Origin of the sequence: Kosakonia sp., from assembly GCF_032104925.1 — a bacterium.
Lineage (GTDB): Bacteria > Pseudomonadota > Gammaproteobacteria > Enterobacterales > Enterobacteriaceae > Kosakonia.
This window is the reverse complement of sequence record NZ_DAMCGF010000002.1, coordinates 180037-206671: the sequence shown is the minus strand read 5'-3', so window position 1 is coordinate 206671 and position 26635 is coordinate 180037. Positions and strand designations below refer to the sequence as shown.

The following is a 26635-nucleotide window of genomic DNA, read 5'->3' as shown; positions in this document are numbered from 1 at the left end:
CGCCATGGAAAGAATCAGTATTACCGAGCGCCCGGACTGGCGCGAAAAAGCCACCGAGTACGGCTTCAACTTTCACACCATGTACGGCGAGCCGTACTGGTGTGAAGATGCCTATTACAAGCTGACGCTAGCACAGGTTGAAAAGCTGGAAGAGGTCACCGCAGAATTGCACCAGATGTGCCTGAAGGTGGTGGAGAAAGTCGTTGCCAGCGATGAGCTGATGGCGAAGTTTCGCATTCCTAAGCACACCTGGAGTTTTGTGCGCCAGTCATGGGCCACGCATCAGCCCTCTTTGTATTCGCGCCTCGATCTCGCCTGGGATGGCGTGGGCGAACCTAAGCTGCTGGAAAACAATGCTGATACGCCGACTTCGCTGTATGAAGCAGCGTTTTTTCAGTGGATCTGGCTGGAAGATCAGCTCAACGCCGGCAACCTGCCGCAAGGCAGCGATCAGTTCAATAGCCTGCAAGAGAAGCTGATTGAGCGCTTTGCCGAACTGCGTGAGCAGCACGGTTTTCAGCTGCTGCATTTCACCTGCTGCCGCGATACGGTCGAAGATCGCGGTACGGTGCAATATTTGCAGGATTGTGCGACAGAAGCAGAGCTGGCCTCCGAATTCCTTTATATCGAAGATATTGGTCTCGGGGAAAAAGGTCAGTTCACGGATTTGCAAGACCAGGTGATTGGTAACCTGTTTAAGCTCTATCCGTGGGAATATATGCTGCGCGAAATGTTCTCGACCAAGCTGGAAGACGCAGGCGTACGCTGGCTGGAACCCGCCTGGAAAAGCATTATTTCCAACAAGGCCCTGTTGCCGATGTTGTGGGAAATGTTCCCGGATCACCCGAACTTGCTGCCGGCTTATTTTGCCGAAGACGCGCACCCGGAGATAGAAAAATACGTTGTTAAACCTATTTTTTCCCGCGAAGGCGCCAATGTATCGATCATTGAAAATGGCAAAACGGTCGAAGCCGTTGAAGGACCGTATGGCGAAGAAGGCATGATCGTGCAACAGTTCTGCCCGCTACCCAAATTCGGCGACAGCTATACGCTGATTGGCAGCTGGCTTATCAACGATCAACCCGCCGGGATCGGCATTCGCGAAGATCGCGCATTGATAACGCAGGATCTCTCCCGCTTCTATCCGCATATCTTTGTGGAATAAGAGAAAACCCGGCAACGCAGGCCGGGTTTTTTATTGCCTTACAACACGCCAAACAGCTTCGGCAGGAACAGCGATATCGCCGGAATATAGGTCACCAATAGCAATACAAGGAACAGGATCAGATAGAACGGCAGCATCGCTTTTACCACCTGTTCGATCTTCTGCTTGCTGACCGCACTGGCGACAAACAGCACCGAACCGACAGGCGGGGTGATCAATCCAATTCCCAGGTTCACCAGCATGATCATGCCAAAATGTACCGGATCGATGCCCAGTGCATTGGTCACCGGCAGCAGCACCGGCGTCAGGATCAAAATCAGCGGTGCCATATCCATCAGCGTGCCGAGCAACAGCAGCATGATGTTAATGCACATCAAAATAACGTATTTGTTATCCGAAATTTGGGTAAAGGCTTCCGTAATGCGAGCGGGCAATTGCATATAGGTCATTACCGCCCCGAACGCGGCCGCAAAGCCAATCAGGATCATCACGATCGTCACCGTTTTAACGGTGCGGTACATCAGTTTAGGCAGTTCCGACCATTTGTAATCGCGGTAAATAAACATGGTGACGAAAAAGGCCCACAGGCAGGCGATCGCCGCTGACTCTGTCGCAGTGAAAATCCCGGACAGGATGCCGCCCATGATGATCACCACGGTCATCAGCCCCCACAGCGTATCCACGAAGATCTTCAACGCCTGGCGAAACGGCACGCGCTCCCCTTTTGGATAGCCGCGTTTATGGGCGAATGCCACGCACATCACCATCAGTGTAAAACTGAGCAACAGCCCCGGCAGGATCCCGGCGATAAACAGCGCCGCAATAGAAACCGTACCGCCCGTCGCCAGCGAGTAGATCACCGAGTTATGGCTCGGCGGCGTTAAGATCGCCTGCACCGAGCCGCTGGCGGTGACCGCGGCGGCAAAATCACGCGGATACCCTTTTTTGTCCATTTCCGGGATCATCACCGAACCGATCGAGGCGGTATCTGCCACGGACGATCCGGAAATTGCGCCGAAAAATGTGGAAGCGACAATATTTACTAACGACAGTCCGCCGCGAATAAAGCCGACAAAGATATAGGCGAAATTCACCAACCGCCGGGCGATCCCCCCTTCGGCCATGATCGCGCCCGCGAGAATAAAAAACGGGATCGCCAGCAGCGAGAACTTATTCACGCCGTTCGTCAGCTGGATCATCACCGCTTCCAGTGGAATATCGATATACCACGCGCCCAGCACTGCGCTAATGCCCACGGCGTAAGCCACCGGTACACCCACCGCCAGCATAATAGCCAGCGTAAAGAGCAGAATAAATGCATCCATAAACGTTCCTTACGGGATGTGATCGGGGATTAGCTCGACGAACCCAGCATCACCACCGGGCGGTGATATTGCGCGCCAAAAAGCATTTTTTCGATAATAAACAAGATGGTAATGGCAGAACCGACAGGCAGCGGCAAATAGCTTTCTCCTGCGGTAAAGAGCGGGAATTCGGCGACCGGTTGTTCCCATAATTCCGCGCATAACGCAGTGCTGTACCAGAGAATAAAAATGCTGATCGCCAGCAGCATCAACTCCGCAATCACAAAGCAGATTTTGCGCAGCGGTTCGCTTAAACGATCGGTAACCATACTGACTGCAATATGCGAACCCGCGCGGTAACTCACGGCGGCGCCAATAAAGGTAAAGGTCACCATGCAAATAATGGCGACCGGCTCCGGCCACGATAACGCGCTGTTCATGACGTAGCGGGCAAAAATGCCCACCGGAATAATCGCCACCATAATTAACAGCGCCAGACCTGCAATCCACATCGATATCCGGTACAGAATATCCATCAACAACGAATAGCGTTCAGCCATAGCAGTTTTCCCGGTGAAAGTTGCAAGTGGGCAGAACACAAAACGCGCCTGCCCGGCAAAAGTTATTGCACTTGTTGAATACGGGTAATCAGCTCCTGATGCTCTTTGCCGTATTTATCACGAACCGGTTGTGTCGCTTCAAAAAACGCTTTGGTATCGATGTCATGGAATTGCACGCCGCCCGTTTTCATCGCTTCCAGTGATTTTTCGTTATAGGTTTTCCATAATTCTCGCTGCTCAGCTTGGGCCTCTTTCGCCAGTTTCAGAATTAATTCCTGATCCTCTTTTTTCAGCTTGTCCCATTTGGCTTTTGAGAACAAAAACAGCTCGGGAATAATAAAATGCTTACTCCAGGTGTAATTTTTGACGACCGGTAAATAGTTATGCGCAACGAAAGTGGGCGGGTTATTTTCCGTGCCATCGATCACACCGGTTTGCATTCCGCTGAACACTTCGCTGACCCCCATCGCCACCGAGTTAGCGCCCATCGCTTTCAGGGTATCGAGCGCAATTGGGCTGCCCTGCACGCGGATCTTCATACCCTTAAGATCTTCCGGCTTAGTGACTGGCGCTTTGGTGATCAGGTTACGCGTCCCGGCGTCCATCCAGCCCAGGAAGATCAGCCGTGATTTGCTGCTTTCCGACAGGCGGTTACCAATTTCCTGGCCAATCATGCCATCCAGCACTTTGTGCATATGGTCTTCATCGCGGAAAATATAGGGCAGCGTAAAGACATTTATCTCCGGTAATATCGCCGCCACTGGCGTCATAGAGACACGAATAATATCAATGGCGCCAATTTGTGCCTGTTCAATGACTTGCTTCTCATCGCCTAATACGCCGCCTGGAAAGGTCTTAATATCCAGCCGACCGTCTGTCGCCTTACTGAGCTTTTCCCCCATATGTTTTACCGCCACCACATTCGGGTAGTCGGCGGGGTGAACATCGGCAGCGCGAAAGGTTTGGGCGACAGAGGCGTGGGAGATAAACAGCAGAGCGGAACTAATACAGACTTTCAGTAAGGTTTTCGCTGAGTTCATATTTCCGTGTCTCCAGAGGGTTTATTTTTTAGGCGCAAAAGACCGACCGCGAACAGAATGTTCGTGGCTTTACACCGGATTGTTTTTATGGGTATGTCTGAAAAACAGACATTCTGAAGCGTAGTCACTCAGGTGGGTTATTGCGACGATGATGTTCACAAAAAGAGCCGAAATTCAGCACGGCGTTTCATTTTTGTAGCGAAGCTCTTTTTATTTTCAAAAAAACCGTATTTCAGGTGCTTTTTTTTGCGATCCTCCTCGAAGTTTTCCATTTTCAGGCAAAAAAATGGCGCATAACGCGCCATTCATTTAGCCAACCTGCACCGAGAGCATACTGAGCGATCCCATCTCGAGACCATCGACCGGTATCGACACAGGTTCCCTGCCATCCCATGCGCCAAGCACATACAGCAACGGCAGGAAGTGATCCGGCGTCGGGTTAGAGAGCGAACCACCTTCATGGTCAAGATAATTGACCAACGGATGCTGCTCGGCTGGCCCCTGCCAGGTCAGGTTCTCTTTCACATAATCATTGAACGCAATGGCCCATGGATACGGCGTATTTTCGCCATGCCAGCGCGCAGTACGCAGGTTATGTACCACATTACCGCTGGCCACCAGCATAATACCTTCATCGCGAAGCGCCGCCAGTTTGCGCCCCATTTCGAAGTGCCATGCCGCTGGTTTGGTACTGTCGATACTGAGCTGCACCATCGGAATATCCGCGTTCGGGTACATTTTAATCAACACGCCCCATGAACCGTGGTCAAAACCCCAGGCTTCTTTATCCAGCGTTACCGGCACTGGCGAGAGTAATTCCACCAGGCGTTGCGCCAGTTCCGGCGAGCCCGGAGCAGGGTAATGCGTATCGTATAACGCCTGCGGGAAACCGCCGAAATCATGGATAGTTTTCGGCGCTTCCATAGCGGTCACGCCGGTTCCGCGAGTAAACCAGTGCGCGGATACCACCACAATCGCTTTCGGGCGTGGCAGCGTCTCGCCCAGAGCGCTCCAGGCGCGGGTATAAACGTTATCTTCCAGCACATTCATTGGGCTGCCGTGGCCCAAAAACAGTGCAGGCATGCGAGGTGCTGACATGGTGATATCCTTACTGAGTGTGTCTATTTTGATAAACGTAGATTACGCTTTTTCGGCGGGTGAAGAACTCAGATAACCATGATGAAGATCATCAGTAATTTTGAATGTAAGGAATGCGTAAAGGTCGCCACTCCGTCTCGCTTTTTTTGCAACAAAATCTTAGATTAATGAGAATGATTATCATAAAGGAGTAACTTATGTCAGTACCTTTGATTCTGACCATCCTGGCAGGCGCGGCGACGTTTATTGGCGCGCTTCTTGGTGTTATCGGCCAGAAGCCCTCAAACCGCGTACTGGCGTTTTCGCTCGGTTTTGCCGCCGGGATCATGCTGCTTATCTCACTGATGGAGATGCTGCCCGCCGCGCTGGCAACGGAAAATATGTCGCCCATGCTCGGCTACGGCATGTTTGTGGTCGGGTTGCTGGGCTATTTCGCACTGGATCGCCTGCTGCCGCACGCGCATCCGCAAGATTTAATGCAGGGCACACAGCAAACTTTTCCGCGCGGCATTCGCCGTACCGCCATTTTGCTGACGCTCGGTATCAGCCTGCATAATTTTCCCGAAGGGATCGCCACTTACGTTACCGCCAGTAACGACCTGGAACTCGGCTTTGGCATCGCTTTTGCGGTCGCATTACACAATATTCCTGAAGGACTGGCGGTTGCAGGGCCGGTCTATGCGGCGACCGGGTCAAAACGCAGTGCGGTTTTCTGGGCGGGTATTTCAGGTATGGCGGAAATCCTTGGTGGGGTGCTGGCGTGGCTGATTCTGGGAAGCCTGGTATCACCGGTAGTGATGGCGGCGATTATGGCTGCAGTCGCCGGGATCATGGTAGCGCTGTCGGTCGATGAGCTGATGCCGCTGGCAAAAGAGATCGATCCCAATAACAACCCAAGCTATGGCGTGCTGTGCGGCATGTCGGTGATGGGATTAAGCCTGGTGGCGTTACAGGCGATGGGGTTTGGCGGGTAAGTCAGAGTGATGACGGGCAGCGGTGTATTAATCGCCCTGCCCAACGCGCCGGTGTTTTTTCAACTCCTCCACCACGCGTAAATAACCTTTATATATCGCTTCCCGATCATGACGGCAGGCTTTGCAATTACGTTTAAGCACGTGGATATAACCAAAGACAATCACAACAACAGCCACAATCCAATACCAGGAAATGAACACATTGCCTCCGTCATATATTCGGCAAAAATTGCTTCACAAATTAATTACAAAGCCACTTAAATGGAACGAGTTAGAAAAATCTCAAATCCCTTGTAATACTCGCCGCAACGCTTACCACTTTATAAGTAGAACAATTCATTTTCAATGCGTGATGACCAGAAGCGCGCCAAACTTTGATGCAGGACAGGCAAAAAAAATCCGCAGCTAAAAGCTGCGGATTTTTACGGAGAAGGTTAACTGTTAGCTGGCTTTGCGCTCATGTTCCTGGCGATAAGCCACCAGGTCTTCAATCGTCACTACCGCCATATTGTGCTGTTTCGCAAACGCGATGCATTCCGGGGCGCGCGCCATTGAACCATCATCATTGGTTAATTCACACAGCACACCCGCCGGTTTGAAGCCTGCCAGCGTCACTAAATCGATAGTCGCTTCTGTGTGACCACCACGGGTCAGCACGCCACCCGGCTGCGCACGCAGCGGGAACACGTGGCCTGGACGGTTCAGATCGGACGGTTTTGCGCCATCGGCAATCGCCGCACGAACAGTAGTAATACGGTCAGCCGCCGAAACGCCGGTGGTTACGCCATGCGCCGCTTCAATGGTCACAGTAAAACCGGTGCCAAATGCGCTGGTGTTGTTCTCTACCATCATTGGCAGATCGAGTTGTTTACGGCGTTCGTCGGTCAGGCACAGGCAAACAATGCCGCTACCGTGGCGAATGGTCAGTGCCATCTGCTCAACGGTCATGGTTTCGGCGGCGAAAATCATGTCGCCTTCGTTTTCGCGGTTCTCGTCATCGAGCACCATCACACCGCGGCCTTCGCGCAGCGCGGCAAGCGCGTGTTCAATACGTTGGAAAGGCGTGCCAAAAGAAGAAAGCAGCGTCTGATTCATGGTAAAAGACCTCAATAAAGTTATGGTTACCAGAATCAGGGCAGTCTTAGGAGTGTCGCAATGCGGCAAAAAAATAACGCGAGCGGGCGTCATTGCCCGACAGATTCGTTACTCTCTCCCATCCGGACTTTAACCGTCGGCCCCGGAATTACACCGGATCTGCTGACCTTCAGGCGTTAACCTGAAGCGCTCGCGGGCTTTCAGCATGCGCTGATTTACCGCCGGTGGGGAATTTCGCCCCGCCCTGAGAATAAGCGCGATAACTATAACGCCATTGATAATCTTCGGCAATGCATAAGCTTCAAACAATTCTGGTTTATCACCTGGGGTTATCACACTACAATAACCCTATGAGCCTATCCGAACAGGGACCCCAACATGATTGATCCGAAGAAAATTGAACAGATTGCGCGACAGGTTCACGAATCCATGCCGAAAGGGATCCGTGAGTTTGGGGAAGACGTTGAAAAGAAAATCCGTCAGACGCTGCAATCGCAGTTAACCCGCCTCGATCTGGTGAGCCGCGAAGAGTTTGACGTGCAGACGCAGGTTCTGCTGCGCACCCGCGAAAAACTGGCGTTGCTGGAACAGCGCCTCAGCGAGCTGGAAAGCCGCAGCAGTGGCAACGTCGCCGAAGTGAAACCGGCCCCCGCCATTCCACCGGTTGATGAACAATAGTAAAAAGCCCTCATAAAGAGGGCTTTTTCTTTTCACCGTTCACCAGCAGCGCCGTTATTGGCTGTCTTTCTGGATCTTTTTGATGATGTTGGTGGTTGAGCAGCCGTCTTCAAAGTTGAGCACCAGCACTTCCCCGCCGTTCGCCCACACCTCTTCGCTGCCCGCGATCTGTTCGGGTTTGTAATCACCACCTTTCACCAGCAGATCCGGCAGGATCCCGGCAATCAGGCGCTGCGGCGTATCCTCTTCAAACGACACCACCCAGTCCACCGCCTCCAGCGCGCTCAGCACAATCATGCGCTGCTCCAGCGGGTTCACCGGACGGGTTTCCCCTTTCAGGCGTTTGGTGGACGCATCACTGTTAACCGCAACAATCAGGCGATCGCCCAGTTTGCGCGCATTCGCCAGATAAGAGACATGCCCGGCATGCAGAATGTCGAACACGCCGTTGGTCATCACCACTTTCTCGCCGCGCTTACGCGCCGCCGCGACAGCGACTTTCAGTTCGTCTTCCGTCATCACACCGAAGCCGGTTTCCGCACGGCCACGCACGGCATTTTCAAGCTCGATTGGCGACACGGTTGAGGTACCGAGTTTACCGACCACCACGCCTGCGGCCGCGTTGGCGAAGTAGCACGCCTCTTCCAGCGAATTCCCGGCCGCCAGCGTCGCCGCCAGCACGCCAATCACCGTATCGCCCGCACCGGTGACGTCATACACTTCCTGCGCCTGGGTCGGCATATGCAGCGGCGCTTTGCCCGGCTGCAACAGCGTCATCCCCTGCTCGGAACGGGTAACCAGCAGCGCAGAGAGCTCATAATCGGCAATCAATTTCATGCCGCGTTCCACGATCTCATCTTCGCTTTTGCACTTCCCGGCCACCGCTTCAAACTCGGACAGGTTCGGAGTCAGCAGCGTGGCACCGCGATAGCGTTCAAAATCCGTGCCTTTCGGATCGATAAGCACCGGCACACCGGCTTTGCGGGCCAGCGCGATCATCTGCTGAACACTTGCCAGCGCCCCTTTGGCGTAATCGGACAGCACCAGCGCGCCAATGTTGCCAAGCGCCTGGCTGATGCGTTCATGCAGCGGTTGCGGATCAACCCCTTCAAAACCCTCTTCAAAATCCAGGCGAATCAGCTGCTGGTTGCGCGACAGCACGCGCAACTTAGTGATGGTTGGATGCGTCGGAACAGAAACGAAGTCACATTTAACGTTAACATCCGCCAGCGCTTTGCTCAGCGCGCGCGCCGCATCATCAATGCCAGTCAGACCAACCAGACGCGCCGTTGCGCCCAGCGAGGCAATGTTCATCGCCACGTTTGCCGCACCGCCCGGTCGCTCTTCAATGGTATCGACTTTCACAACCGGGACTGGCGCTTCCGGAGAGATACGGCTGGTTGGACCGTACCAGTAACGATCCAGCATCACATCACCCACCACCATTACACCGGCTTGCTTAAACTCTGGCAGCGTCACTTTCATTCCTGTCTCCTGAGAGATACAAAATTTGCGCGCGATGATATCACACTTACGCCGGGGCGCACGGTTCCACCAGCCACTTGTTCCAGCTGGTTTTGATAAGCGCACGCTCAGCGACAAAACAGGAGCGCGCCACATGTCCCGGCAACTCTTGCAGCGCCAGGTGGTGCAGCTCATCACGCAATGTGGTGTACGCCAGCGTCAATGCCTGCGCTTCCTGCTCATCCATGATGCCGTTTTGCGCCAGCCCTTCAAGGATGCGCACGTTATCCGACCAGCGCGTCAGTTTCGGCTTGTCATGGGCAAAACGCAGTACCAGATATTGGGCGATAAACTCAATGTCGGTGATACCGCCTTCATCGGCTTTCAGATCGAAGCGGTCTTTGTGCTTGTTGCCAAGATGGGCACGCATTTTTTCGCGCATTTCGCGCACTTCAGTTTGCAGCGTAGTGGCGTCGCGCGGCGTCATCAGGATATCGCGGCGAATGGCATCAAACTCGGCGGTCAGTTGCGGATCGCCATACACCACGCGCGCGCGGGCCAGCGCTTGATGTTCCCACGTCCATGCTTCGTTTTTCTGATAATCAGCGAACGATTCCGCAGTGGTCACCAGCATTCCCGCAGCACCAGATGGGCGCAAACGCGCGTCGACTTCATAAAGAATGCCGGACGATGTGCGCGTGCTGAACAAGTGCATCACGCGCTGCGCAAGTCGCAGATAGAACTGGCGGCCATCTATTTCACGCTCGCCATCAGTCATCACATCCATCGGGCAGTCGTGCAGGAACACCAGATCCAGATCGGAACTGTAACCCAGCTCCCAACCGCCCAGTTTGCCATAACCGACCACCGCGAAACCGCGCCCTTCGCGATCGTGCAGATGCGTCGGCTGGCCGTAACGCGCCACCATCTGCCCCCAGGCTTGCTGCACCACCGCATCAATAATCGCTTCCGCAAGCCAGGTTAAGTGATCGCTCACTTTCATTACTGGTAACGTACCGGCGATATCCGCCGCCGCCACGCGCAGCAACTGCGCCTGCTTAAACTGCCGCAGCGCCTCAAGCTGTTGCTCTTCATCCTCTTCCGGCACGCGCAGCAGGTATTGGCGCAGCTCATCGCGATAGGCGTTCATCGCCGTCGGTTGATAGAGCGTGTTCGGGTCGAGCAGTTCATCGAGCAGGATCGGGTAGCGCGCCAGTTGGCTGGCAACCATCGGCGACGCGGCGCACAGGGAAATGAGGTGTTTCAGTGCGCCAGGGAATTCACTCAGCAGCTCAAGGTATGTGGTGCGGGTAATAATCCCGGTAAGCAGCGGGGTCAGGCGCGACAGCGGCACTGGCGCATCGTCACGCGAGCATACATCGCTGAGCAGATGCGGCATTAAGTGATCGAGCACCTGCCGCCCGCGCGGGCCGATAGTGCGTTTATCCATCTCTTTGCGAAAATCGGCAATCAGCGCCACTACGCGGCGGCGATCGTCCTCTGCGAGATGCGCCAGCACAGGCGTAGAGTCCTCTTCCTGCAACGCATCCTGCCACAGTTCGCGCCAGCTCTCAGAGAGGGCATCTTCCGGCGAATCCGTTTCATCATCGCCAATCAGTTCGTTAAAGATCCGGCGCACCGCCGACATATGCGCTTCCAGCGTTTCGTTCAGCGCTTCCCAGCTCTCTTTACCCATTCCCCAGGCGAGGCGCGCGCGATTCAGTTCATCGCCCGGCAGCGTCTGTGTCTGTTCGTCATTGATGCTCTGCAGCAGGTTTTCCAGCCGTCGCAGCCACAAATACGCCTCGCGCAGTCGGGTTGCGTCGCCATCCGGCAGCAGATGCAGTTGATCAATGGCCGCAAGCGTCGGCAACAGCGAACGCGATTGCAGCGCAGGCTCGCGACCGCCGCGAATCAGCTGGAAAACCTGGACGATAAATTCAATTTCGCGGATCCCGCCCGCGCCAAGTTTTATGTTGTCTTTCAGGCCACGGCGACGCACTTCGCGGGCAATCATGCCTTTCATGTTGCGCAGGGACTGGATCACGCTGAAGTCGATATAGCGGCGGAAAACAAACGGGCGCAGCATGGCGCGCAACTCCCGCGCATGGTCGCCGTCGTTGTCGCCCATAATGCGCGCTTTCACCATCGCGTAGCGCTCCCAGTCGCGCCCCTGCTCCTGGTAGTAATCTTCCAGCGCGGCAAAGCTCAGCACCAGCGGGCCGCTGTCGCCAAACGGGCGCAAGCGCATATCGACGCGGTAGACAAAGCCATCCTGCGTTGGCTGGTCGAGGACTTTAATCAGCCGTTGACCAAGGCGGGTAAAAAACTGCGCATTATCCAGTTCACGGCGTCCGCCGCGCGTTGCGCCATTTTCCGGCCAGGCAAAAATCAAATCGATATCAGATGAGAAATTGAGTTCGCCGCCGCCCAGTTTGCCCATACCGAGCACCAGCATCGGCTGCGGCACGCCTTGCGGATTGCACGGCGTTCCCCACTCACGGCAGCAGGCGTCATAGAGCCAGTCGCGCGCGGCAACAATCAGGGTTTCCGCCAGCACGCTGAGCTGTTGCAGGATATCCTCTTCCGCCACCAACTGGAGCGCCTGGCTCCAGGCGATGCGCACCATGATGCGACGGCGAAACAACCGCAGCGCGCGCATCAGCGAGGCTTCATCGGTGATACCCTCCAGCGCCGCCTGCAGCCATTGCGCATAGTGTTGCCACTCGTTCGCCGGCGGTGGCGCGCTTTCAAGCTCTGCCAGCCACTCAGGATGCGCGATGATGCTGTCCTGAACAAAATCACTAAAAGTGAGCACTGACTGCGCCTGCGCGCTCAGTGGCTGCGCGGTGAGCGCTTCCGGCAGACGAGAAAAAACCGTTTGCCAGTGTTGCGACAATCCTGCGTGGTGCGGCATGCGAAATATCCTTTCGTTAACGTTTTCCGCTGTGCAACCAGAACGGCTCCTGGGTAATCGCGGTATTACGGAAATGTTCGATTTCGACTCTCTGGCGCGTTTCAATGGCGTGCTGAAGCCCCTGCCAGTTTTCCAGCCACTCCACGGCGCGTGCGCGATCGTAATGCCCGGCCATCAGTAACACGCTGTCGATATCACGCGCCAGGCGCGGCAACTGGTCGCGATAGCTGTCGCCCAGCGGCTGGGCAAAGGCTTTTTTCAGCTCGGCGGCGCAGCGTGACAGATGGACATCGGCAAAGCGTTTAAAGGAGTCGGCGAATTTGGCCTGCGCTTTTTCATCAAGGAAGGTTCGCCAGCCCTGCGTCACTAACCACTCGGTGAGCACCAGTTTCGCCAGGGCTGACTGCGCGCTCCACACCGCCGTATTCGCTGAAACGGCAGACGTAATGGTCGCTTCAGACTGGGTCAGCAGATCACGTAAGTGAGCGCTCGCTTTGCGTGGGACAATACCGCCAAACAGCGCCAGCGTGTGGCGCAGCAAGGCAATGGCGCTCAGAACATCGGCTTTCGCTTTCTCATTTCCACGCACCCACAGCTCTTCATGGTATTGCCATTGCGACAACGCCAGTTCCAGCGCGGCGGCAAAAGCCTGCTCAACGCTGGCCTTGGCAGGGGTTTGCAGAATCGCCGTTGGGCGGCGTTCACGCACGGCATTGCCCTGCGCCAGGTGGTAACCGCGCGCCGCTTTGCTCAGGCTACCCTGACGCAGCCCGGAGACATTCACCAGCTGGCGCGCCAGCTTGAGGATATCCGCCGGAGAACCGCTCAGCAGTTCCAGCTCCAGTTCGCAAATCGGCTCAACAAATTCACCCGCTTTGACTTCGCCTAAATCAAGGCCAATCTCAATGCGGCTCTCGCCAACGTTAACCAGCCATTTTTCACGGTAGAAATCGGTGCTAAACAGCGGCTGCACTCGCGCCTGTAAATCTTGCGGAAGTACGCCATCAGGCCATACTTCCGCCGGGAAGCGCGCCAGATCGAGTTCCGGCTGGGTAAGCGGAATATTGTATTCAGGCCGCTGATGCAAACCGCCAATTACCCGCCCGGCGATTTTCATCGTCATCTCGTACTGACCGTCAAAACCGCGGATGCGCAGCCCCATATCGTGGCCGCGCAGCCAGTTATCCGGCGTCTCGTAATAGATGTTGAGTAACTGGCTGGACGCGATATGTTCTTCGGTCAGCGTGTGCAGATGTTGACGAAGCGTTTCCACGCTATCGCTCTTCACGATAAACTTTAATTCGATTTCCTGAGCCATGGCCTTGCACTTATGGTTATGTCACATCAGTGAAAATTTCGGCGAACTAACGCGCCCGATGTTTGTCAGTAGATAGTATTTTGCGTCAAATTGCCATGCAATGCGCAATCTGACGGGTGCAAAAGTTCGCGTAAGTGCGCAGTTTGACCTGGAAGATTCCGATTGATGCCAGCAGCCGGGTGTCGTCAGACTGTTGCCACTGTTTATCACTCACGTTTAATGAAAATAATGACTGCCTGATGCCAAAATTACGCCTGATTGGATTAACCCTTTTTGCACTTAGCGTGTCTGTTGGTACCCACGCCGAAGAAAAACGTTATGTTTCCGATGAACTGAATACCTGGGTACGTAGCGGCCCGGGCGATAATTATCGCCTTGTCGGCACGGTAAATGCCGGCGAGGAAGTCACGCTGTTGCAAGAAAACAGTGATTACGGCCAGGTGCGCGATAGCACCGGGCGTACCGCGTGGATACCACTGAAAGAGCTGAACAGCCAGCCAAGTCTGCGCACCCGCGTGCCAGAGCTGGAAAACCAGGTGAAAACGCTGACCGATAAACTGAGCAATATCGATAATACCTGGAACCAGAAAACCGCTGAGATGCAGCAGAAAGTCGCCCAGAGCGATGGCGTGATTAGCGGTCTGAAAGATGAAAATCAAAAGCTCAAAAATGAGTTAATCGTGGCGCAGAAGAAGGTGAATGCCGCGAACCTGCAACTCGATGACAAACAGCGCACCATCATTATGCAGTGGTTTATGTATGGCGGCGGCGTGCTGGGCGCGGGCCTGATCCTCGGCCTGTTGTTACCGCATATGATCCCCACCCGTAAACGCAAAGATCGCTGGATGAACTAAGCAGATTCGCCATCTTCTCTACACTTACGTATTATCTGTCGGCAAATGTGTAGAGGAGAGTGGCGGCGTGAAGAGTTATCTGGTCGGTGGTGCAGTTCGTGATACGTTGTTGGGCCTGCCGGTCAAAGACAAAGATTGGGTTGTTGTCGGCGCGACGCCGCAAGAGATGCTCGACGCGGGCTACCAGCAGGTAGGCCGCGACTTTCCTGTATTCCTCCACCCGCAAAGCCACGAAGAGTATGCGCTGGCGCGTACCGAGCGCAAATCTGGCTCCGGCTATACCGGTTTCACCTGTTATGCCGCGCCAGACGTGACGCTGGAGCAGGATCTGCTGCGCCGTGATTTAACCGTGAACGCGCTGGCGCAAGATAGCCAGGGCGAGATTATCGATCCCTATGGCGGCCAGCAGGATCTGCGTAACCGCATTCTGCGCCACGTCTCCCCGGCTTTTGGTGAAGATCCGCTTCGCGTGTTACGCGTCGCGCGCTTTGCCGCCCGTTACGCGCACCTTAGCTTCCGTATCGCCGATGAAACGCAGGCTCTGATGCGCGCGATGACCGATGCGGGTGAACTTGAACACCTGACACCCGAACGGGTGTGGAAAGAGACCGAGAGTGCGCTGCAAACCCGCAATCCGCAGGTTTATTTCCAGGTGCTACGCGATTGCGGTGCGCTGAAAGTGCTGTTCCCGGAGATCGACGCGCTGTTTGGCGTACCGGCACCGGCGAAATGGCATCCGGAGATCGATACAGGTGTGCACACGTTAATGACGCTCTCGATGGCGGCGATGCTCAGCCCGCATGTTGATGTGCGCTTCGCCACATTGTGCCACGATTTAGGCAAAGCGCTGACGCCAAAATCGCTCTGGCCGCGCCATCATGGGCACGGCCCGGCGGGCGTTAAACTGGTCGAGGGGTTGTGCCAGCGGCTGCGCGTACCCAACGAGATCCGCGATTTAGCCAAACTGGTGGCGGAGTTTCACGACCTGATCCATACCTTCCCCATTTTGCAGCCGAAAACCATCGTCAAATTGTTCGATTCCATCGACGCATGGCGTAAACCGCAGCGTGTCGAGCAAATCGCACTGACCAGCGAAGCGGACGTGCGTGGGCGCACCGGTTTTGAAGCCTGCGACTATTCGCAGGGGCGTTTACTGCGTGAAGCCTGGGAAGTGGCGCGCGCCGTGCCAACGAAAGCAGTCATAGAGGCAGGGTTTACGGGAGCAGAAGTGCGGGAAGAGCTGACGCGTCGACGGATTGCAGCGCTGGCGGTCTGGAAGGAACATCGTTGCCCTCAGCCGAAAGACTGAGGGCGCAAGTCTTAGAAGAAGACCAGATAAACCGCTGCTGCGACCACAAAACGGTAAATCGCAAACGGAATAAAGGAGATGTGTTTAATCAGCTCCAGGAAGGTTTTGATAGCGATCAGCGCAACGATAAATGCGGTGATAAAGCCCACGGCGAACATCGGGATATCACCCACGGTGAGAAAGCCCATGCTCTTGTAGAGATCCAGTACCGTCGCGCCCATCATCATCGGCACCGCCAGCAGGAAAGAGAACTCGGACGCCGCATAGCGGCTAACGCCCATCAACATGCCGCCGGAGATCGTCGCCCCGGAGCGGGAAAAACCCGGCCACAGCGCCAGACACTGGAAACAACCAATCATAAACGCCTGGCGATAGGTCATATCATCCACGCCCTGCGCGCGCGGGACTTTCGGCTTCAGCACTTCGGCGGCAATCAGCAAGAAACCCCCGACTACCAGCGCATAGGTCACATTGAGCGGGTTAAATAGCGATTTGATGGTATCGTGGAATACCAGCCCCAGCACCACCGCCGGGATCATGCCTAACAGGATATGAATCAGCGTCAGGCGGCCGGTGCCAGTCCCTTCATGCGGCTGCCTGCCGAAATGAATGCCAATCAGGCCAAACAAACGTCGCCAGAACATCACCACCACCGCGAGGATCGAACCTAACTGGATCACCACCTCGAACGTTTTTGCCGTATCACCTTCAAAGCCTAATAAATGCCCCACGATGATCATGTGACCGGTACTGGATACGGGCAGAAATTCTGTGAGACCTTCAACGACACCCAGAATGGCTGCTACCAGCAATGAATGCATATCGCCCATCAAATAAACCCCTAAAAAGATATAAAAAACGGCTTATCCCGTGGAGAAGCCGCGAAAGACCGAGATCTATGACCTGAATACTAGCGCTTGGTTTAACTATTATGAATTTAAATACTTTCTTTCAGATTTAGGCCACGTTCGATAACCACACCCACATTCAGCGCGCGCGCAACCGCGCCAGGTTTACTCAATTTGATACGTACCCAGGGCGAATTAAAACGAGCCAGCAGCAGCTCAGCGACTTCCTCCGCAACGCGTTCAACCAGTGCAAAACGCCCGCCTTCGACGTGGCCGATAATCACATCAGCGATATCCGCGTAGCTCAGACAATCATTCACATCGTCGCTTTTCGCCGCCACGCGGTTATCCCAGGCCATTTCGATATCGAACACCAGCTTCTGCTCAATGGTCTGTTCCCAGTCGTAAACACCAATGGTGGTGATAACCGAAAGTTGCTCTATAAATACAATGTCCATTTCACCTCGCCTGCTATTTGCCCCGTCATTGCCGCCGCCAGGCCGCATCTTTATTGGCTACCTGTCAGATTTTGCGCAAAACCTGGATACCACTTTCCATCATTTATGCGTATTATCCATGGATGCAGAGAATAAAACGACATTTTCACAACGGAACAGCGTTATGAGTGCAATCGCGCCTGGGATGATTCTCCTTGCATACCTTTGTGGCTCTATTTCCAGCGCCATTCTGGTCTGCCGCATCGCCGGTCTGCCCGATCCGCGCGAGAGTGGCTCCGGTAATCCCGGAGCGACCAACGTATTACGCATTGGTGGCAAAGGTGCCGCGCTAACGGTACTGATTTTTGATGTCTTAAAAGGCATGCTGCCGGTGTGGGGCGCGTATGCCCTTGGCGTAACACCGTTCTGGCTCGGCCTTATCGCGATTGCCGCCTGTCTGGGTCATATCTGGCCGGTTTTCTTTAAGTTTCAAGGCGGTAAAGGCGTGGCGACGGCATTTGGCGCTATCGCACCTATCGGCTGGGATTTAACGGGCGTGATGGCGGGAACCTGGCTGTTAACGGTGCTGCTGAGCGGCTATTCATCGTTGGGGGCGATTGTCAGCGCGTTGATCGCGCCATTTTACGTCTGGTGGTTCAAACCGCAGTTCACTTTCCCGGTCGCGATGCTGTCCTGCCTGATCCTGCTACGCCATCACGACAATATTCAGCGGCTGTGGCGACATCAGGAAGGCAAAATCTGGTCGAAGCTGAAGAAGAAAAAAGAAGAGAAAGGAAAAGCGTCATAATATCGCCCGGCGCACAGTGTGCTACCGGGCCATCACGGTTTACGCCGCAGGCAACTCCGCCAGTGGCCAGCGTGGACGTACAGTCACACCCAGCCCTGCATCATTACCCGCTTTCAGACGCACCATTCCCGCATAGGCGATCATCGCGCCGTTATCGGTGCAAAACTCCGGGCGTGCATAGAATACTTCGCCACGACGCTTGTGCATCATTTCCGCCAGTTTCGCGCGCAGCGTACGGTTGGCGCTCACGCCACCGGCCATAACCAGACGCGTAAAACCGGTTTGATCCAGCGCACGCTTGCATTTGATCATCAGCGTATCGACTACGGCGTCTTCAAACGCACGCGCAATATCGGCGCGGGTTTGATCGTCAGAACCGTTGTTACGAATGGTGTTCGCCGCGAAAGTTTTCAGACCGGAGAAGCTAAAATCCAGCCCCGGACGATCGGTCATCGGACGCGGGAAAACAAAACGGCCTTCCGTGCCCTGAGCCGCCAGTTTTGAGAGCATCGGCCCGCCCGGGTAATCAAGCCCCAGCAGCTTAGCCGTTTTATCAAAAGCTTCCCCGGCGGCATCATCAATCGACTCACCAAGCAGCTCATAATGTCCGATGCCGGTTACGCTGATAAGCTGCGTATGCCCACCGGAAACCAGCAGCGCAACGAATGGAAACGCCGGTGGATTCTCTTCCAGCATTGGCGCCAGCAAGTGCCCTTCCATATGGTGAACCGGGATGGCGGGAACGTTCCAGGCGAAAGCGAGCGAACGACCAACCGTCGCGCCAACCAGCAGCGCACCGACAAGACCAGGCCCTGCGGTGTAAGCCACTGCATCGATATCTTTCGCAGTTAATCCGGACTCTTTCAACGCGGCCTGAATCAGCGGTACGGTTTTACGCACGTGATCGCGTGAAGCCAGCTCTGGCACAACACCGCCGTAATCGGCGTGAAGTTTTACCTGACTATACAGTTGGTTGGCTAACAGCCCTTGTTGATCGTCATAGATTGCGATGCCGGTTTCATCGCAGGATGTTTCAATGCCCAGTATGCGCATGACTCTGTTTACCTCTTTGCAATAGCGCGCAGTGTAGGGCGAATGCGGGTCGAAGTAAAACTTTGCTCACTCCTGCAGCGGAGTTCGTGTATACTCCTCACCCTTACAAAAGTCCCCTTTCAAAAAGGGCGGCGGTGCTTTACAAAGCAGCAGCACTTGCAGTAAAATTCCGCACCATTTTGAAATAAGCTGGCGTGAACGCCAGCGGCAAACCGAATTAATCAAAGGTGAGAGGCACATGCCGGTAATTAAAGTACGTGAAAACGAGCCGTTCGACGTAGCTCTGCGTCGCTTCAAACGTTCCTGCGAGAAAGCAGGTGTTCTGGCGGAAGTTCGTCGTCGTGAGTTCTATGAAAAACCGACTACCGAACGTAAACGCGCTAAAGCATCCGCAGTGAAACGTCACGCGAAGAAACTGGCTCGCGAAAACGCACGCCGTACTCGTCTGTACTAATCTGTCAGGGCAAGCGCCCTTTCGTTTAGACCGAGTTGTAGTTGTAAGGCCGTGCTTCCGAAAGGAATGCGCGGCTTATTTTCGTTTATAACCTGATATAACCTGCGGATTTCGGTCGCATCATGTTGGCCCGGAAAACAACGGCTATAAAAGATCAAAACGGGGCTTATGGCTGGACGAATTCCACGTGTCTTTATTAATGACCTGCTGGCGCGCACCGACATCGTCGATCTCATCGACGCGCGTGTAAAGCTGAAAAAGCAGGGCAAGAACTATCACGCGTGTTGTCCTTTCCATAACGAAAAAACGCCCTCTTTCACCGTGAACGGTGAAAAACAGTTTTACCACTGCTTTGGCTGCGGCGCGCATGGCAACGCCCTCGACTTCCTGATGAACTACGACAAGCTCGAGTTTGTCGAAAGCGTCGAAGAACTGGCGGCAATGCACAACCTTGAAGTGCCATTTGAAGCAGGCAGTGGACCCAGCCTGATAGAGCGCCATCAACGGCAAACGCTCTATCAATTAATGGATGGGCTAAACGCGTTTTATCAGCAATCGTTGACACAACCTGCCGCAGAGCCTGCACGCCAGTATCTGTCCAGACGCGGTTTGAGCAGCGAAATCATTGAGCGGTTCGCCATTGGTTACGCGCCACCCGGCTGGGACAACGTATTAAAGCGTTTTGGCGGCAACAGCGAAAACCGTAAATCATTGATTGATGCGGGCATGCTGGTCACAAACGATCAGGGACGCAGTTACGATCGTTTCCGCGAACGGGTCATGTTTCCCATTCGTGACAAACGTGGCCGGGTGATTGGTTTTGGTGGGCGCGTTCTGGGTAACGATACGCCTAAATACTTGAACTCCCCGGAAACAGATATTTTCCATAAGGGCCGTCAGCTGTATGGCCTTTATGAAGCGCAGCAGGACAATGACGAGCCTCAGCGACTGCTAGTCGTCGAAGGCTATATGGACGTGGTGGCGCTGGCGCAATACGGCATCAACTACGCGGTGGCGTCGCTTGGAACGTCAACAACGGCGGATCATATTCAGTTACTTTTTCGCGTAACTAAAAATGTTATCTGTTGTTACGACGGTGACCGTGCTGGCCGTGATGCCGCATGGCGAGCGCTGGAAACTGCGCTGCCTTATATGAGCGATGGCCGTCAGCTGCGTTTTATGTTTTTACCGGATGGCGAAGATCCGGACACGCTGGTGCGTAAAGAGGGCAAAGAGGCGTTCGAAGCGCGGATGGAGCAGGCTCTGCCGCTCTCCACGTTTCTGTTCAACAGCCTGTTGCCGCAGGCGGATTTAACCACACCGGATGGTACAACGCAGCTTGCCGCATTAGCGCTGCCGTTAATCAACCAGGTGCCGGGCGAAACGCTACGCATCCAGCTGCGCCAGCTGTTGGGGAATAAAATTGGCATATTCGACGATGCGCAACTTGATCGATTAATGCCAAAACAGGTGGAAAGCGCAACGCCGCGCCCCGCTCCGCAGCTAAAACGCACAACCATGCGTATACTGATAGGGTTATTGATCCAGAACCCGGAACTGGCTCCGAAGGTGCCGCCGTTAGAGGGTTTGGATCACTCAAGGCTTGCCGGGCTTGGCTTATTTACAGAACTGGTCAACACTTGTTTGTCACAGCCAGGCCTGACTACTGGCCAGTTGCTTGAGCACTATCGCGGCACAAAAGAGGCCGCAACCCTTGAAAAACTGTCGATGTGGGACGATATAGCAGATAAAGACATCGCTGAAAAAACGTTCACCGACGCGCTCAATCATATGTTTGATTCGATGCTTGAACGGCGGCAAGAAGAGTTAATAGCTCGTGACCGCACACATGGTTTAAGCAGCGAAGAACGCCGGGAACTCTGGCAATTGAACCAGGAACTGGCAAAAAAGTGAATTCAACGGCTTAAGTGCCGATAACCGATCGGGAAGATCCCGACAGCCGCGATGAGGGCCAGCGGCAAAAATATAAATACACCCTCGCGTTAAATGTTGGCGGTTTATTTCGCCGACCGACACCAACCCTCATGAATTAAGTGTGGATACCGTCTTATGGAGCAAAACCCGCAGTCACAGCTGAAGCTTCTTGTCACCCGTGGTAAGGAGCAAGGCTATCTGACCTATGCCGAGGTCAATGACCATCTGCCGGAAGATATCGTCGACTCCGATCAGATCGAAGACATCATCCAAATGATCAACGACATGGGCATCCAGGTGATGGAAGAAGCACCGGACGCCGATGATCTGTTGCTGGCCGAAAACTCCAACAACACTGACGAAGATGCGGAAGAAGCCGCCGCACAAGTGCTTTCCAGCGTTGAATCTGAAATCGGGCGAACCACTGACCCGGTGCGCATGTACATGCGCGAAATGGGCACCGTTGAGCTGCTGACCCGCGAAGGCGAAATCGACATCGCTAAACGCATCGAAGACGGCATCAACCAGGTTCAGTGCTCCGTTGCCGAATACCCGGAAGCGATCACCTATCTGCTGGAGCAGTATGATCGCGTTGAAGCTGAACAGGCTCGCCTCTCAGATTTGATCACCGGCTTTGTCGATCCAAACGCTGAAGAAGACATGGCGCCAACCGCGACCCACGTCGGTTCTGAACTCTCCAGCGAAGAGATGGATGATGATGAAGACGAAGAAGATGAAGAAGACGACGACAGCGATGATGACAACAGCATCGATCCTGAACTGGCGCGTGAAAAATTCGCTGAGCTACGTACCCAGTACGAACTGACTCGCGACACTATCAAAGCCAAAGGACGAAGCCACATTGCCGCGCAGGAAGAGATCCTGAAGCTGTCTGAAGTGTTCAAACAGTTCCGTCTGGTGCCAAAACAGTTCGATTACCTGGTCAACAGCATGCGAGTCATGATGGATCGCGTACGTACCCAGGAACGCATCATCATGAAACTGTGTGTTGAACAGTGCAAAATGCCGAAGAAAAACTTCATTACGCTGTTCACCGGCAACGAAACCAACGAAACCTGGTTCAACGCTGCTCTGGCCATGAACAAACCGTGGTCGGAAAAACTGCATGAAGTGGCAGAAGAAGTTCAACGCAGCCTGATGAAACTGCAACAGATTGAAGAAGAAACCGGCCTGACCATTGAGCAAGTAAAAGACATCAACCGTCGTATGTCTATCGGCGAAGCGAAAGCGCGTCGTGCGAAGAAAGAGATGGTGGAAGCGAACTTGCGTCTGGTTATTTCTATCGCCAAGAAATACACCAACCGCGGTCTGCAGTTCCTCGATCTGATTCAGGAAGGTAACATCGGTCTGATGAAAGCGGTTGATAAGTTCGAATACCGCCGTGGTTACAAATTCTCCACCTATGCAACCTGGTGGATCCGTCAGGCGATCACCCGTTCCATCGCGGATCAGGCGCGCACCATTCGTATTCCGGTGCATATGATTGAGACTATCAACAAGCTCAACCGTATCTCCCGCCAGATGTTGCAGGAAATGGGCCGTGAACCCACGCCGGAAGAGCTGGCTGAGCGTATGCTGATGCCGGAAGATAAGATCCGTAAGGTGCTGAAAATCGCGAAAGAGCCTATCTCCATGGAAACACCAATCGGTGATGATGAAGATTCTCATCTGGGTGATTTCATCGAGGATACCACCCTCGAGCTGCCGCTGGACTCTGCAACCACTGAAAGTCTGCGCGCCGCAACGCACGACGTTCTGGCTGGCCTGACCGCCCGTGAAGCGAAAGTTCTGCGTATGCGTTTCGGTATCGATATGAACACCGACCACACGCTGGAAGAAGTGGGTAAACAGTTTGACGTGACCCGCGAACGTATCCGTCAGATCGAAGCGAAAGCGCTGCGTAAACTGCGCCATCCGAGCCGTTCTGAAGTGCTGCGTAGCTTCCTCGACGATTAATTCGTCAGGCGATAAAAAAGCTCCCGCACGGGAGCTTTTTTTTGCCCGCTAGTTGCCGTTACAGCCCGCGCGTCACCAGTGCCTCGTCCAGTTCACGATACGCTTCCACCAGCTTATCCAGCGTTGCACGATTAAGCCCACTGGGATTTGGCAGCACCCAGACCTGCGTCACGCCGATCGTCATATTTTGCTTACCCCAGTTTGCACCGCGTACGCTAAACGCCTGCTCAAAGGCTTGCTTTCCTAAAACCGCCAGCGCAGCAGGCTGATAATCCTCAATTTTTTTGACCAGTTCCCTGCCGCCGTTCCGCAGCTCGTGCAACCCGACTTCCGTGGCCTGCACTGTTGGGCGCTCAACCAGCATAGTGATGCCACAGCGGGTATCCAGCAGATGCCGCTCATCTTCGGGGCGCAGTTGCTGGTCAGTAAAACCGGCCTGATGGATAACTTTCCAGAAACGATTCCCCGGATGGGCAAAATGGAAACCGGTATGGGCAGATGATTTACCCGGATTGATGCCACAAAACACCACCCGCAGTCCCGGCGCCAGAATATCGTGGATCATGCTTAACTCCCGTACAAAAGCGATAAACTCCAGTATAAGAGATTGAAAATGCGTTGTTTATAAAAACATCAGCTAGGTGATTCCTGCTGGATTGCAGGGGTAAGTTACTTTATAATTCCCCGCCACGGCCCCTTAGCTCAGTGGTTAGAGCAGGCGACTCATAATCGCTTGGTCGTTGGTTCAAACCCAACAGGGGCCACCAAATTTAAGCTTTAAAATCATCTAATTAAGCCACCTGTCACGGTGGCTTTTTTATTATCCGATTCGCAATTGGCAGCAAAATGGCAGCAGAATTTTTCCCGATTGCAGAAAAGCCCATAAAAAAACCCGCTCAAAGCGGGTAAATTTAAAACCATAATTGGCGCTGTCCGGTCTGATTTGGGTGCGGTGGTGCAGGGTCAATTTTACCTGGCGTCACAATATAGCGCTCTATCGACTCCATCGTCACAAAGGTGCAACTGCAATTGATATTGGTGCACTGATGGTAGCGTTCTTTTGTGTTCTCACTAAGATAGCGACTAGTACGAGCATGCGCAGCGTGCTTACACTGTGGACAATGGAACATGATTCACCTCCATTCACGAAACGTGAACTAATCATACCCTATTATTCACAAATCGTAATATATGTTTTCAGATTAATCGAAAAAGGATGTTCTATGTCTGTTTTGAAACATTGTATGCTATGTTCATTGTTGCTAATACCTTCTGCAGTAATGGCAAGAACGCCTGACAATACGGTTAGGCTATTGCAAAAAAGCCTGAAACCCTGGCAGCCAACAGCCATCACGCAGGCAGATAAAGCCTTAACAATCGTCCTGCCAGAGAAAAATATTCCTTCCGAAGCCTACGAAGCCTTAGCCACATCAGGCATATGTTCCCCTATATGGACAAAAGATGTTCCCGCGTCTTTCTTAAAAAATATTAGTGAGATCAACGTCGTTAATCAGTTTAAAGCGACGGGTTACACGTTTGAGAACCCGGCGGCGAGTTGTAGTGAAATGGGTAAGCTGATGGACGAGCCCGCAAAAGCTTTGTTGCTGTCCAAAACCCGGTTATTTAAACCATCCAAATAAGCTGGACAGAGAATAAACAACCCGCGTAAAGCGGGTTATTTTTACTCTTCGCTGTCGTCTGAATCATCGCCGTGATCATCAGCCTCAAACTCGACATCCGATAGTTTGACTTCCAGCTCTAACGCGGTTGTATAGCCGCTGTTGCTGAGCGAGTGGGTCACTTTGGTAATTATCCACGCCTGCTCGTCTATGATGCTTTTAAATCCCGAAACCTTTACCGGTGTTTCGGGATATAATTCGGCGCGACCGACAGCGAGACTTATTGAGAACTCGGCAACGCCGCGCTGTAGCTTGTCCCACTTTGCTTTAGCTGCGCGCATTGCCTGGGCTTTTGTTGAATAGACCGTGGTTAGCGCGAATACGTTATCAGCCTCACCGGCCATGTATTCACCTTCGCGCGCTTCTGGCTCTTTGGCCTCTTTCTTTTTCGCCGCTTTGGCTTTCGGGTGTTGCAGTGCGCGCAGGTGCTGCTCTTTCGGTTTGCGCTTCACTTTCACCTTTTTTGGCTTCGGCTCTTTGGTATGCAACCACTGAGCCGTTACGCCGGTGTAAGCACCCCGGTCGGCAATCGCAAACTGATGCCGGTCGCCGTCGCTGCGGATAATGGTCACCTGCGGGATGGGTTTACCGCTGGCGTTGACTGCATTGCCCGGTTTGAGGAACAGGAGTTTCCCCGCTTTGACAGACACCTCGCCGCCGTTCCGGTCGGCAAGCCGGGTCAGGAATTTGGCGTCAGATTCCTGCGACTGGTCGATATGCGGAATAACGATTTTTGCCAGCTCCGGCGCAACGGCCGCCGTCAGTTTGTTACGTGTCGCGATGGTCCCGACAATCATACCGAGCGTTTTATCGTGCCATGACTCCTCGCGCCGCGAGTTCAGGGAACCGCGAAAATCGGCGCTCCGGGCGCGGATGGTCACCGTATCCGGCGCGCCCCGGTGTTCAACCTCATCCACGGTGAAACTGCCCTTGCCGATAAGCGCCGAGCCTTTCCACCCCAGAAAAAGCGTCAGCACCGCCCCGCGCACCGGCAGAACGACACGCCCGTCGGCGTCGTTGAGCTCGATATCGAGCTGGTCAGCTTCAACCCCCCGATTGTCGGTCATGGTCAGGCTAATCAGGCGGTCACTGATGTTGCCGGTAATATCTTTGCTGTCAATTTTCAGCATAAACGCGGGGGTGAGCGTGCTCCCCGCTTCGCTATACAGTATTTCTGACATCAGAACCCCAAGCTTGACGTTAATTTTGTGGCGGCTTCTTTCGCCTTACCGACCAGACTGTCGGCCTGTTTATTCAGGTCGCCATACACCGCCGCGAGCGACTCGTCGACGCGGGTCAGTGTCATGGTGAAGGTGATTTTCCGGGGTGAGCCGTCCGCAAAAAACTCGGTGCCGGTCTCGCTGACACTGTTGATAACGTACATCCCGTAAATCAGACCGGTTCCGGCCAGTAACGGCCAAGCGCGCCCCTCCTCCGCCATCAGGCGCAGCGCGGTCAGCGTCAGATGTCCGCCGGTGAGCTCCGGGAACAGTTCGCCGCTGAGCGTGATTTTCTCCTCACCCACGCCGAGAAACTGAAAGGCATCACGCTTGCCGACGCGGTTGTTTGACGGCCAGCGGTATTCCGCGTCGCGCTGCATACTCTGAAACGGCAGCGTCTGACGCATAAAAACGAAAAAGCCAAGTGCAAGCATCATCTCAGTGGTTC

Annotated in this window: 25 protein-coding genes, 1 tRNA gene and 1 riboswitch; of the genes, 11 read left to right on the top strand and 15 right to left on the bottom strand. The window is 54.1% G+C overall.

Translation table 11 applies throughout. The features are described 5' to 3' along the window. Window positions 1-4: 4 nt before the first annotated feature. The gene (locus RT644_RS04105; protein ID WP_313625853.1) at window positions 5-1165 is read left to right on the top strand and encodes a glutathionylspermidine synthase family protein; all 1161 of its coding nucleotides are present in this window, start codon (window positions 5-7) and stop codon (window positions 1163-1165) included. A gap of 38 nt (window positions 1166-1203) precedes the next feature. Here RT644_RS04105 and RT644_RS04100 read toward each other — a convergent pair whose 3' ends face one another. The 4 genes from RT644_RS04100 to ygiD all read right to left on the bottom strand — a co-directional run bounded on the left by RT644_RS04100 (window position 1204) and on the right by ygiD (window position 5167). After that, entirely contained in the window at window positions 1204-2490 is a 1287-nt protein-coding gene (locus RT644_RS04100) for a TRAP transporter large permease (protein ID WP_097406053.1), read from the bottom strand. Window positions 2491-2519: 29 nt separating this feature from the next. Next, the gene (locus tag RT644_RS04095) at window positions 2520-3029 is read right to left on the bottom strand and encodes a TRAP transporter small permease (protein WP_020455291.1); all 510 of its coding nucleotides are present in this window, start codon (window positions 3027-3029) and stop codon (window positions 2520-2522) included. A 62-nt stretch (window positions 3030-3091) separates the two neighbouring features. Then, window positions 3092-4069 carry a TRAP transporter substrate-binding protein gene (locus tag RT644_RS04090; protein WP_020455292.1) on the bottom strand — a complete coding sequence of 326 codons (978 nt, stop codon included), beginning with the start codon at window positions 4067-4069 and terminating at the stop codon, window positions 3092-3094. 309 nt (window positions 4070-4378) lie between these two features. Then, window positions 4379-5167, bottom strand: a complete 789-nt coding sequence (ygiD, locus tag RT644_RS04085; protein WP_020455294.1) for a 4,5-DOPA dioxygenase extradiol — start codon at window positions 5165-5167, stop codon at window positions 4379-4381. Window positions 5168-5364: 197 nt separating this feature from the next. On the opposite strand from ygiD, the gene zupT reads away from it, so the two are divergent. Next, window positions 5365-6141 (top strand): zinc transporter ZupT, encoded by a 777-nt coding sequence (zupT, locus tag RT644_RS04080; protein ID WP_020455295.1) that lies wholly within the window; start codon window positions 5365-5367, stop codon window positions 6139-6141. 441 nt (window positions 6142-6582) lie between these two features. Here zupT and ribB read toward each other — a convergent pair whose 3' ends face one another. Then, entirely contained in the window at window positions 6583-7236 is a 654-nt protein-coding gene (gene ribB, locus RT644_RS04075) for a 3,4-dihydroxy-2-butanone-4-phosphate synthase (protein WP_020455297.1), read from the bottom strand. Between the two features lie 106 nt (window positions 7237-7342). Further along, window positions 7343-7492, bottom strand: a riboswitch (FMN riboswitch). Window positions 7493-7614: 122 nt separating this feature from the next. Between ribB and ubiK the strand changes: the two genes are divergently transcribed. After that, window positions 7615-7914: a ubiquinone biosynthesis accessory factor UbiK gene (ubiK, locus tag RT644_RS04070; protein WP_160268646.1), complete on the top strand. Its 300-nt coding sequence runs from the start codon at window positions 7615-7617 to the stop codon at window positions 7912-7914. A 54-nt stretch (window positions 7915-7968) separates the two neighbouring features. Here ubiK and hldE read toward each other — a convergent pair whose 3' ends face one another. From hldE to RT644_RS04055, 3 genes are read right to left on the bottom strand one after another with little or no spacing between them, the layout of a single operon-like run. Beyond that, on the bottom strand, window positions 7969-9399 hold the full coding sequence (gene hldE / locus RT644_RS04065; RefSeq protein ID WP_020455299.1) for a bifunctional D-glycero-beta-D-manno-heptose-7-phosphate kinase/D-glycero-beta-D-manno-heptose 1-phosphate adenylyltransferase HldE: 1431 nt from the start codon (window positions 9397-9399) through the stop codon (window positions 7969-7971). Between the two features lie 46 nt (window positions 9400-9445). Beyond that, entirely contained in the window at window positions 9446-12295 is a 2850-nt protein-coding gene (gene glnE / locus RT644_RS04060) for a bifunctional [glutamate--ammonia ligase]-adenylyl-L-tyrosine phosphorylase/[glutamate--ammonia-ligase] adenylyltransferase (RefSeq protein ID WP_020455300.1), read from the bottom strand. A 16-nt stretch (window positions 12296-12311) separates the two neighbouring features. Beyond that, window positions 12312-13613, bottom strand: a complete 1302-nt coding sequence (locus tag RT644_RS04055; protein ID WP_020455301.1) for an inorganic triphosphatase — start codon at window positions 13611-13613, stop codon at window positions 12312-12314. A gap of 239 nt (window positions 13614-13852) precedes the next feature. Between RT644_RS04055 and RT644_RS04050 the strand changes: the two genes are divergently transcribed. Continuing rightward, window positions 13853-14467 carry a TIGR04211 family SH3 domain-containing protein gene (locus RT644_RS04050; RefSeq protein ID WP_020455302.1) on the top strand — a complete coding sequence of 205 codons (615 nt, stop codon included), beginning with the start codon at window positions 13853-13855 and terminating at the stop codon, window positions 14465-14467. 67 nt (window positions 14468-14534) lie between these two features. Beyond that, on the top strand, window positions 14535-15776 hold the full coding sequence (locus tag RT644_RS04045; protein ID WP_313625840.1) for a multifunctional CCA addition/repair protein: 1242 nt from the start codon (window positions 14535-14537) through the stop codon (window positions 15774-15776). An 11-nt stretch (window positions 15777-15787) separates the two neighbouring features. Here the strand turns inward: RT644_RS04045 and bacA are convergent, their stop codons facing one another. Together bacA and folB are read right to left on the bottom strand one after the other, a co-directional pair. Then, window positions 15788-16606, bottom strand: coding sequence for an undecaprenyl-diphosphate phosphatase (gene bacA / locus RT644_RS04040; protein WP_020455304.1), 819 nt, complete (start codon window positions 16604-16606; stop codon window positions 15788-15790). Between the two features lie 107 nt (window positions 16607-16713). Then, window positions 16714-17082 carry a bifunctional dihydroneopterin aldolase/7,8-dihydroneopterin epimerase gene (gene folB / locus RT644_RS04035; protein WP_020455305.1) on the bottom strand — a complete coding sequence of 123 codons (369 nt, stop codon included), beginning with the start codon at window positions 17080-17082 and terminating at the stop codon, window positions 16714-16716. 163 nt (window positions 17083-17245) lie between these two features. Between folB and plsY the strand changes: the two genes are divergently transcribed. Next, a complete protein-coding gene (gene plsY / locus RT644_RS04030; RefSeq protein ID WP_020455306.1) occupies window positions 17246-17869 on the top strand; it encodes a glycerol-3-phosphate 1-O-acyltransferase PlsY in 624 nt (207 codons plus the stop codon). A 39-nt stretch (window positions 17870-17908) separates the two neighbouring features. Here the strand turns inward: plsY and tsaD are convergent, their stop codons facing one another. Next, entirely contained in the window at window positions 17909-18922 is a 1014-nt protein-coding gene (gene tsaD / locus RT644_RS04025; protein WP_313625838.1) for a tRNA (adenosine(37)-N6)-threonylcarbamoyltransferase complex transferase subunit TsaD, read from the bottom strand. Window positions 18923-19160: 238 nt separating this feature from the next. On the opposite strand from tsaD, the gene rpsU reads away from it, so the two are divergent. From rpsU to rpoD, 3 genes are all read left to right on the top strand, one after another. Then, window positions 19161-19376, top strand: coding sequence for a 30S ribosomal protein S21 (gene rpsU / locus RT644_RS04020; protein WP_001144069.1), 216 nt, complete (start codon window positions 19161-19163; stop codon window positions 19374-19376). A gap of 168 nt (window positions 19377-19544) precedes the next feature. Further along, entirely contained in the window at window positions 19545-21290 is a 1746-nt protein-coding gene (gene dnaG, locus RT644_RS04015) for a DNA primase (protein WP_020455308.1), read from the top strand. Between the two features lie 156 nt (window positions 21291-21446). Then, window positions 21447-23288, top strand: coding sequence for an RNA polymerase sigma factor RpoD (gene rpoD, locus RT644_RS04010; RefSeq protein ID WP_313625835.1), 1842 nt, complete (start codon window positions 21447-21449; stop codon window positions 23286-23288). A gap of 58 nt (window positions 23289-23346) precedes the next feature. On the opposite strand, the gene mug is transcribed toward rpoD, so the two are convergent. Further along, window positions 23347-23853, bottom strand: coding sequence for a G/U mismatch-specific DNA glycosylase (mug, locus tag RT644_RS04005; RefSeq protein ID WP_045514273.1), 507 nt, complete (start codon window positions 23851-23853; stop codon window positions 23347-23349). Window positions 23854-23979: 126 nt separating this feature from the next. Here mug and RT644_RS04000 point away from each other — a divergent pair. Continuing rightward, a tRNA-Ile gene (locus tag RT644_RS04000) sits at window positions 23980-24055 on the top strand. Between the two features lie 144 nt (window positions 24056-24199). On the opposite strand, the gene RT644_RS03995 is transcribed toward RT644_RS04000, so the two are convergent. Beyond that, on the bottom strand, window positions 24200-24418 hold the full coding sequence (locus RT644_RS03995) for a DNA-binding transcriptional regulator (RefSeq protein ID WP_020455311.1): 219 nt from the start codon (window positions 24416-24418) through the stop codon (window positions 24200-24202). Window positions 24419-24511: 93 nt separating this feature from the next. Here RT644_RS03995 and RT644_RS03990 point away from each other — a divergent pair, with 93 nt between their 5' ends. Further along, a complete protein-coding gene (locus RT644_RS03990; RefSeq protein ID WP_313625832.1) occupies window positions 24512-24928 on the top strand; it encodes a hypothetical protein in 417 nt (138 codons plus the stop codon). A gap of 41 nt (window positions 24929-24969) precedes the next feature. On the opposite strand, the gene RT644_RS03985 is transcribed toward RT644_RS03990, so the two are convergent. Then, window positions 24970-26148 (bottom strand): phage late control D family protein, encoded by a 1179-nt coding sequence (locus tag RT644_RS03985; RefSeq protein ID WP_313625830.1) that lies wholly within the window; start codon window positions 26146-26148, stop codon window positions 24970-24972. Further along, window positions 26148-26624: a phage tail protein gene (locus RT644_RS03980; protein WP_313625828.1), complete on the bottom strand. Its 477-nt coding sequence runs from the start codon at window positions 26622-26624 to the stop codon at window positions 26148-26150. The genes RT644_RS03985 and RT644_RS03980 overlap by 1 nt, the downstream gene beginning before the upstream one ends. Between the last annotated feature and the right edge of the window lie 11 nt (window positions 26625-26635).